The following is an 8,449-nucleotide window of genomic DNA, read 5'->3' on the forward strand; positions in this document are numbered from 1 at the left end:
GGCCTGCGTCGCGGTCGGCGTCGATCAGCGCCTGCAAGGCCGGCACCATGGCCTGGCGCAGCGTCTGCCATTGCGTCTGGACCAGCTCACGGAAGGCCTGGATCGAGGCGTCCGACAGCCCTTCGGCGAACAAGGCCTGATCGAAATGCTGCGAGCCGCTGCCCAGCAGGTTGGCCACCGCCCCTGAAAGATGGTCGCCCACGTTGTCGCCCAGGAAGCGCAGCATCCGGGCGGTGTCGCCGCGGGGCACGAAGGCCTCGCGACTCAGGTGCACGGTGTCGCGCGCCTCGTCCAGCGTCGCCATGCCCAGCCGCACCAGTTCTTCGAGCAGGCTGCGCGGATGCACGTCCCGGGTGACCGAATGCGCCAGCGATTCGAAGCTGGGCGCCTGGCCTTGGCGTGGCAGCGCGAGCGGGCGGCCGCGCCCGTCCCGGTAGTCGGGGTCGGTCATCCAGCGGGCGAACACCTCGCTGGCGTGCGAGCGGGGCGGGGCCGGTCGTTCGGGGGGCTGCACGATGCGGGTGACCTCCCGGCGCGACAGGCCGGTGGTCGTGCTGATGCGGCTGACACGCCGGTGTTCCGGCAGGTCCGGGTGGGCGGCATGGGCGGCCCGCACGAAGGCGGACTTGGCCAGTTCTTCGAAAGCGGAATAGGGCACCCCCCGCGCCACTGCCAGCCGGGCCAGAGGCTCCAGCACGGCCGACAGCGCCTCCAACAGCGCCTGCTGCTCGGGCGCTTGGGTGTTGTTGGGGGGCGGTTCGTGGGTCATGGCGGCAGGGGGGGACTGCCCGGATTCTGCGGCAAATGGGCGGGGCGCCTTTTCGACACCCCGCCCGGCGGGCCGCGTGCGGTCTACTACCTACTACCGCGATGCGCCATCAGTCCTCGAACTCCACGCGCACAGCTTGCAGCACGCCGCCGAGCATGAAGCGGCCACGCACCTCGACCTTGGCGCCGGGGATCAGATCGGCCAGCGTGCCGTCCTCAAAGCGCAGGATGTGGTCATAGGAGACGGTGATGTCGCCGTGCACTTCGTGGCGCAGCACGAAGGTCTCTGTGGCGGTGTCCACCGAGACGACCGTGCCGTGCAGTTCATGGCGCTCGTCATCGTCGTCACCGTCCTCCTTTTTGACCACCGCGGCCTTCATCACGCCCGCTTCGATCTGGCCTTTGACCTCCACCTCGTCGCCGCAAGTGACGAAACCATCGCGCAAGAGGGCGGTGCTGGCATCCACCGGAATGCCGTTGACGCTGAAAGAGGTGTTGGAGGTGCAGGTGTCCACCACGCCTTCGATCTCAGACTCCACCCGATCCAGCGTAGGACGGCGCACCCCATGCTTGACGCTCACGGCCACCCACTGGTCGGCCGTGTTCTTCTCGGTGCGCAGCCTCACGCGCACGCGCAGACCGTCGGCCAGGTTGGGGGGCAAGTCCGAGACCTCGCCGTAATAGATGGTTTCGGAGCCCAGCCGGAAGGTGCGCGCCGTGGTGTCCAGGGCGCTGACAATGCCGCGCAGCTTGTAGAACTCGGCATCGTCTTCGGCCTCGACGCGGGTGGCCACGTAGCGGCCGGCGGCGGCGTTGAAGTAGCCGTGCACCTCGACGACAGCGCCGGGGGCCAGGCTGGCCAGGCCCTGCGGCAAGTCCTCAAACTGGGTCTGGGGCCGCACTTCGATCGTCTGGCCGAACAGCACGAAGGTGCTGCTGCTCAAGTCCACCGAGCTGACCGGACCGACGAACTCATTGGCCCAGCGCACCCGCAGAGCGCGGCCCACACCGCGATCGCGATCGACGTCATCGCCCTCGATCTCCACCCACATGCCGATTTTCAGATCGGCGCGACGCCCCTCGCGGTCCTCATCGTCGAGCACGACGGCGCTGCGGTCATCGAAGCGCACGCCATTGACGACGATAGAGCCGTAGCCAGTGATCTGGCCTTGGGTGTAGGACGTGGCCGCCACCTCCTGGCCCGAGCCGCCGCCACCGCAGGCAGTCAACAGGGCCGAGACGGCCACCAGAGCGCTGCCCAGCGAGGGCAGCCAGCGCTTGGAAGGAGCAATGGACATGGAAGTCTCCGAAAGCGTGGATCAAAGAACCGGGCACACCCCGGGCAGGTCTCACGGAGACGAGCATAAATGTGCAACATGCACATTTCAAGAGATTTTTGTAAGCAGGTATTGCGCCTGAGCAATCGTCTTGGCCGCCGGCGCCCGGCCGCCCGAAGCCGGGCCGGGCTCCCGTGGGGGGCATAAGAGCCCCGGGGGGCGAAGATTCACGGGCCGCGCCTTGGCGTGTGCAGTGGGGGACGGCCGCAGGGCAAGGCGATGGGGTGGGCCTGCGGGTGTGGCGATGCTCAAAGCAAAACGCCCAACCGGAGGGGGTTGGGCGCTGAAATGTGGTGGACCGAAGGAGGATCGAACTCCCGACCTCTGCATTGCGAACGCAGCGCTCTCCCAGCTGAGCTATCGGCCCGTGTAGCCCAATATTCTAGCAGATCATTTCATGCCATTGCGCCGCGCGAGCTCCACGAACAGGGCCGAGTGGTCGTACTCGGACAGGCCGTGGTCCACGCCGTCGGCATACAACTGCGCGAACAGCTTGGTGATGGGGGCCTGGAAGTCCAGGGCGTCGGCAGTGTCCAGGGCGTTGCGCAGATCCTTGAGCTGCACGCTCATGGCGGCACGCTTGGCGAAGTCGCGCTCGACCATGCGCTGGCCGTGCACTTCGAGGATGCGGCTTTCGGCAAAGCCGCCGCGGATGGCTTCGCGCACCCGGGCCATGTCGGCGCCGCCCCGGGCGGCCAGCAGCAGGGCCTCGCTCACTGCGCCGATGGTGATGCCCACGATCATCTGGTTGGCCAGCTTGGCCAATTGCCCGGCGCCATGAGGGCCCACATGGGTGGCCCGCCCCAGTGGGGCGAAGACGGGCTGCGCGCGCGCGAAGTCGGCGGCCTCGCCTCCCACCATGATGGCCAGTGTGCCGGCCTGCGCCCCCACGGTGCCGCCGGAGACGGGCGCATCGAGGTGGGCGCAGCCATGCTCGGCCAGCCGGCGGGCGTGGTCGCGGGCCTGGGCCGGCTTGATCGAGCTCATGTCGATGACCAGGGTGCCGGGCTTGAGCACCTGGGCCACGCCCTGGCCGAAGAGCACGGCCTGCACGGCATCGCCGTTTTCGAGCATGGTGATGACGACGTCGGCCTCGCGCACGGCCTGGGCCGCCGTATGGGCCACGCGGGCGCCGTGTGCGGCCAGGCGCATGGCCTTCTCGACGGTGCGGTTCCAGGCGGTGACGGCAAAGCCCGCCTCACGCAGCCGCTGGGCCATGGGCAGGCCCATCATGCCGATGCCCAGCACGGTGATGTTCATGGCGGCAGTTCCTCTGGTGCAAGTCAATCAGCCAGTATAGAAAGACGGCGATCCCTCCACCAAGCCCTTGCAAGGAGCATGTGCATGACCCGGACCCACGACCCGCAGTGGCTCGATGCGCAGTACAACAACCGCGCCCGCATTCCCGAGCATGCGCAGATCTTCGCCCGTTGGGCGCAGGACTCGGCATGTGCGCGCGAGCGGTTCTCGCCCGCGCTGGACCTGGCCTATGGTGCCAGCGCGGCCGAGACGCTCGACGTCTTTCCGGCCCGTCGGCCCGGTGCCCCGGTGCTGGTGTTCATCCACGGCGGCTGGTGGCGTTCGCTGGACAAGGCCGATCATTCCTTCGTGGCACCGGCCTTCGTGGAGGCCGGCGCATGTGTAGTGGTGCCGAACTATGCCTTGTGTCCCGCGGTGACGATCGAGACGATCACGCTGCAGATGGTGCGCGCGCTGGCCTGGACCTGGCGCCACGTCGCGGCCCACGGCGGTGACCCGGGCCGCATCGTGGTGGCCGGCCACTCTGCCGGGGGGCATTTGACGGCGATGATGCTGTCGTGCCGCTGGCCGCAGGTGGCTGCCGATCTGCCGGCCGACCTGGTGAAGGCCGGACTGTCGATCTCGGGGGTGTTCGACTTGGAGCCGATTCGCCACACGCCTTTCCTGCAGGCCGATTTGCGCCTGACGCCGCAGGACGTGGCCCGGCTGAGTCCGGCGTACTTTCCACCGCCGGATCGCCCCTTGCTGGCCACCGTGGGGGCGCAGGAGAGCGAGGAGTTCCTGCGTCAAAACCGCTTGATCCGCGAGCGTTGGGGCGAGCAGGCGGTGCCGGTGTGCGAGGCCATCGCCGGCACGCATCACCTGAACGTGGTCGAGACGCTGGCCCGCCCTGGCGAGCGCCTGCACGGGCTTGCGCTGGGCCTGCTCGGTCTGGGGTGAGGCAGTCTCCTTCGGGCGGTTGTCGCGCCCGGGAGGACACTGGGGGGCCTTGTGTTGGGGCTCACGAGCCGCCGCTGCGGTTTCCCGACGAGGCCGATGGGCCGTGGGTGAAGCGGGCGATGTGGGATCTCTTCGAGTATCGGGTCGACCGTCACGGGCACGGGCTGCTCAAGTTGCACCGCACAGACCGGTATCGCCCCCGAGACCTTGTGCGGCGCGGACCGGCTCTAGCATCCAAGCAGCTCGCGCAGCGCCTGGGCCTGCTCCACCTCCCAGCCGGGCTCGGCCAGCAGGGCCTGCCAGGGCGGCCCGGCAGGGGCGTGCAGCGCCAGCGGTTCGCCGCTGGCCGGGTGGGTGAGGGCCAGACGGGCCGCATGCAGCCACAGCCGCGCCACCCCCAGGCGGGCGGCCCACCAGCGGTTGTGATCGCCTTTGCCGTAGGTGGCGTCGCCGATCAGCGGGTGGCTCAGGTGCTTGAAGTGGCGGCGGATCTGGTGCTGGCGCCCGGTGTGCGGCTCCACGGCCATCAGGGCGTAGCGCGCCGTGGGATGCGGCGGCAGGGGGCTCGCGCATTCCAGCCGCGCCAGGCGCCAATAGCGCGTCAGGGCCGGCTGTGCCGCGGTGGATCGGCCGCGGTCCGTGAGCGGGGCGTCGTCGTCGAGGCGGCGCAGCGGGTGGTCCACCTCGCCGCAGGCCGCCGGCCAGCCCCGCACGAGTGCGAGGTAGGTCTTGCGCACGGCGTGGGCCTCGAACTGCCGGGCCAGGGCGCGGGCGGTGTCCGGGTCCAGGGCCATCAACAGCACCCCGGAGGTGCCGCGATCGAGCCGGTGCACGGGGTAGACCGCCCGGCCCAGATGGTCGCGCAGCCATTGCAGCGCGAACTGCGATTCGCCGGCGGCCAGCGCCGAGCGGTGCACCAGCAGCCCCGCAGGTTTGTTCATGGCCACCAGGTGCTCGTCGTGGTACAGTAGGGTCGGTGAGGCGGTGGGCGTGGGCATGCGGCAGATTGTGCCGGTGTGTGACAAAGTCCACGGCTGTTCATCGGCCGGGCTTCGGCTGCTCGCTTGGTGGCTGAGTTCCCGGCCTGCACAATCCAGCCCAGCGGACCGGTTCGGGACGACCTCTGCGGCCCGCACCCATCACGGACAGGGGAAGCCGCATGCACGGCCAGATGCTGAAGGCGTTGGAGGATCACACATGCCCCCGGGCGCCATCGCACCCGGGGGCGGGCTGGGGGTGGCGCGGTCTGCTGTGGGGCTGCGCCTGGCTGATTCTCCTGCTCCTGCTGACCGCGCAGGCCCCGGCGCAGACGCGAGCGCTGCCCGAGCCCGAGGCGCTGGCCCCCTTGCCGCTGCCACCTTCGTTCGCCACCTGGAAGCGCGAGCATGCGGTGCTGCGGGTGGGGGTGGTGCGCGACTGGCGACCCATCGACTGGATCGATGCCGAGGGCCGTTACACCGGCGTCTCCGGCGAGCTCGTCCATGTGCTCGCCGCGATGCTGCAACTGCCCGTGCAGCTTCGCGCCTTCGACGACTTTCCCTCGGTGCTGGCGGCCGCGCGGGCCGGAGAGATCGACCTGTTGCCGTCGGTGGCGCGTTCGGCGCAGCGTGAGGCCGAGCTGCTCTTCACCGATGCCTATGTGCGTCTGCCAATGGCCTACATCGGACGGCGCGGCACCACCGACTTCTCCGAGAGCCATGACTTCGGAGGCCGCCGTGTGGCGGTTGAGCGCGGCTATGCCGCCCACGAGTACCTGCTGACGCGCTTCCCCAATGTCGGCCTGGTCGAGGTGGAGGACACGCGCGCGGCGCTGCAAGCCGTGGCCGAGCAGCGAGCCGATGTGTATCTCGGCGCGTTGCTGCCCGCCCACCAGGTGATCGAGGTCGAGCGCATCGGCAACCTGCAGGTGCTGCGCCAGGTGAATCTCGCCCAAGGCCAGTTGCACCTGGCGGTGCCACAGCGTGCGGCCCCGCTGCACGAGGCCCTGAACCTTGCCTTGCGCAGCATCGACCCGGCCTGGGTGGACCGGCTCGTGGCGGCCTGGCAGCCGCGCTATCTGGCGCTGGCCCCCGAGCAGGCGCCAGCCATCGACCCTTCGCTGCGTCGTGCCCTGGCCGCACGGGGCGATCTGCGCGTGGGCTTCGACCAGGGCTTCGGCCCCATCAATGCCTTGGGCGAGGACGGCGAACCTGTGGGCTTTGCGATCGAGCTTTTCCGGCGTGCGGCCGAGGCTTCGGGCCTGCGCTTTCGCCTGGAGCCGCAGCGCACGTTCGAGCAGGGCCTCAACGCCCTGCGCGAGCGGCGGCTGGACGTGATGCTCTCGGTCGTGCGTACCGGGCCGCGACGGGAGTTCGCGAATTTCGTCGGGCCCTATTACTCCGCGCCCTCGGTGCTGGTCAGCCGGCTCGACGGCGGCTGGCCGAGCGTGGCCTCGCTGGCCGGCCGCACGCTGGCGATCGACCGGGCGCACTACTTGATCCCGGTGATCCAGCGCGAGGCCCCGGCCGTGCGCCTGCTCGAGGTCGAGACGGTCGAGACGGCGATGCAGACCGTGGCGCGCGGCCAGGCCGACGCGATGATCACCAACCTCGAGGTGGCGGCCGCCCTGATCAAGCAGCGCTTCCTGGGCCAGCTCCAGGTGTCGGGCACGGTCGAGGGGCGGCCCAGCGAACTCTACTTCGCCGTGCGCAAGGACTGGCCCGAGCTGGCCGAGGCACTGCGGCTCGGGCTCGATGCCGTGCCCGAGAACGAGCGCGCGGCGCTGGCCAACACCTGGTTGCGCACCGAGTTCCGGGCCGGGCTGAGCTGGTCCCAGGTGCTGGGGGTGGGGGTGCCGTTGCTGGTCGTCTTGCTTCTCGGGCTCACGCTGGGCCTGCTCTTCAACCGCCGGCTGCAGGCCCATGTGCAAGCCCGGCAGGCGGTGGAGCGCCAGCTCCAGGCCGAGCGGGACGCAGCGCGCGCCGCCACGGCGGCCAAGGCGGACTTCCTGGCCGAGATGGGCCACGAAGTGCGTACACCGCTGGCCGGCATCGCCGGCGGGCTGAGCCTGCTGCGCGCCGAGCCGCTGAGCCCGAAGGCCGCCCAGCTGGTGGAGGCGATGAGCCGTTCGGCCGATCGTCTGGTGGAGCTGCTCAACAACCTGCTCGATGCCGCCAAGCTCGAGGCCCACAAGATCACGCTGCATGAGAGCGCCGTGGCACCGGCCGCCCTGGTGCGCGAACTGGCCGAGGAATTCCGGCCCGCGGCGCAGGCCAAGGGCTTGGCACTGCGCCTGCAGGGCGAGGACGCCTGGGCCGAGCCGATGATGCTCGATCCCTTGCGCCTGCGCCAGGTGCTGGCGAACCTGCTGTCCAACGCGATCAAGTTCACGCGCGAGGGCTCGGTGGCGCTCGTCCTGGAGCCGCCGCAGGCGTGCGGGCCGCAGCGCAGCCGCCTGGTGATGCATGTCAGCGACACGGGCCCGGGCGTGGACCCGGCCGTGCAAGACCGGCTCTTCGAGCGCTTTGCACAGGCGCCCGGCACCGGACCGGGCAGCACCGGTCTGGGCCTGGCCATCGTGCGCGAACTGGTCTCGCTGATGGGGGGTTCGGTGAGCGTGGACAGCCAGCCGGGGCGAGGCAGCGTCTTCACCGTCTCGCTCGAACTGCGACAGGCCCGGTGCCCCGAGGCCTGCGCGTCCGGCCCGCCGCCGGCCGGGTTCGCTCAGCCCACGTCGCCGTCCACGTAGTACCAGCGCCCTTGCTCGCGCACGAAGCGGCTGAGTTCGTGCAGGCGCTGCGCGCGCCCTCCTTGCTTGTGGCGGGCCACGAACTCCACGCGCTCGTGGGTGTCGTCGTCGCGCCAATGGCGCTTGACCTCCAGCCCCAGCCATCGCAGCCCCGGCGGGTCGGGTTCCAGCGCGGCCGGTCGGGTGCTGGGGTGCCAGGTGGCCAGCAGATAGTCGTGCAGCCCCAGCACATAGGCGCTGTAACGGGATCGCATCAGGGCCTGGGCATCGGGGGCTCCCAGGTGCTGCGGGCCGCCATGCCAGCGACCGCAGCAATCGGCATAGGCGCGGCCGGTGCCGCAGGGACAGGCCTTGGGGGATGAGCAAGTGGCGGGCTTGTCGGAGGACATCACGGTGGGGCGGTGCGGGCTGGTAACCT

Annotated in this window: 7 protein-coding genes and 1 tRNA gene; 2 read left to right on the top strand and 6 right to left on the bottom strand. The window is 70.1% G+C overall.

Translation table 11 applies throughout. The features are described from left to right. The 4 genes from ACK42S_RS12620 to ACK42S_RS12635 all read right to left on the bottom strand — a co-directional run. The coding region (locus ACK42S_RS12620; RefSeq protein WP_409707929.1) for a DUF6502 family protein at positions 1 to 769 on the bottom strand (769 nt) is incomplete at its 3' end. A 109-nt stretch (positions 770 to 878) separates the two neighbouring features. Then, positions 879 to 2,066, bottom strand: coding sequence for a DUF5666 domain-containing protein (locus ACK42S_RS12625; protein WP_409707932.1), 1,188 nt, complete (start codon positions 2,064 to 2,066; stop codon positions 879 to 881). A gap of 330 nt (positions 2,067 to 2,396) precedes the next feature. Beyond that, a tRNA-Ala gene (locus tag ACK42S_RS12630) sits at positions 2,397 to 2,472 on the bottom strand. A gap of 23 nt (positions 2,473 to 2,495) precedes the next feature. After that, positions 2,496 to 3,392 carry an NAD(P)-dependent oxidoreductase gene (locus tag ACK42S_RS12635; RefSeq protein ID WP_409707935.1) on the bottom strand — a complete coding sequence of 299 codons (897 nt, stop codon included), beginning with the start codon at positions 3,390 to 3,392 and terminating at the stop codon, positions 2,496 to 2,498. 57 nt (positions 3,393 to 3,449) lie between these two features. Here ACK42S_RS12635 and ACK42S_RS12640 point away from each other — a divergent pair, with 57 nt between their 5' ends. Continuing rightward, positions 3,450 to 4,304, top strand: a complete 855-nt coding sequence (locus tag ACK42S_RS12640; RefSeq protein WP_409707938.1) for an alpha/beta hydrolase — start codon at positions 3,450 to 3,452, stop codon at positions 4,302 to 4,304. Between the two features lie 227 nt (positions 4,305 to 4,531). On the opposite strand, the gene ACK42S_RS12645 is transcribed toward ACK42S_RS12640, so the two are convergent. Next, on the bottom strand, positions 4,532 to 5,302 hold the full coding sequence (locus ACK42S_RS12645) for a pseudouridine synthase (RefSeq protein WP_409707941.1): 771 nt from the start codon (positions 5,300 to 5,302) through the stop codon (positions 4,532 to 4,534). A gap of 161 nt (positions 5,303 to 5,463) precedes the next feature. Here ACK42S_RS12645 and ACK42S_RS12650 point away from each other — a divergent pair, with 161 nt between their 5' ends. Then, positions 5,464 to 8,031 carry a transporter substrate-binding domain-containing protein gene (locus ACK42S_RS12650; RefSeq protein WP_409707944.1) on the top strand — a complete coding sequence of 856 codons (2,568 nt, stop codon included), beginning with the start codon at positions 5,464 to 5,466 and terminating at the stop codon, positions 8,029 to 8,031. Here the strand turns inward: ACK42S_RS12650 and ACK42S_RS12655 are convergent. Further along, positions 8,007 to 8,420 carry a YchJ family protein gene (locus ACK42S_RS12655; protein ID WP_409707947.1) on the bottom strand — a complete coding sequence of 138 codons (414 nt, stop codon included), beginning with the start codon at positions 8,418 to 8,420 and terminating at the stop codon, positions 8,007 to 8,009. The two genes, ACK42S_RS12650 and ACK42S_RS12655, sit on opposite strands and share 25 nt — an antisense overlap. Positions 8,421 to 8,449: the final 29 nt, after the last annotated feature.

The organism is Caldimonas sp. (genome assembly GCF_046289365.1).
Taxonomy (GTDB): domain Bacteria; phylum Pseudomonadota; class Gammaproteobacteria; order Burkholderiales; family Burkholderiaceae_C; genus Caldimonas.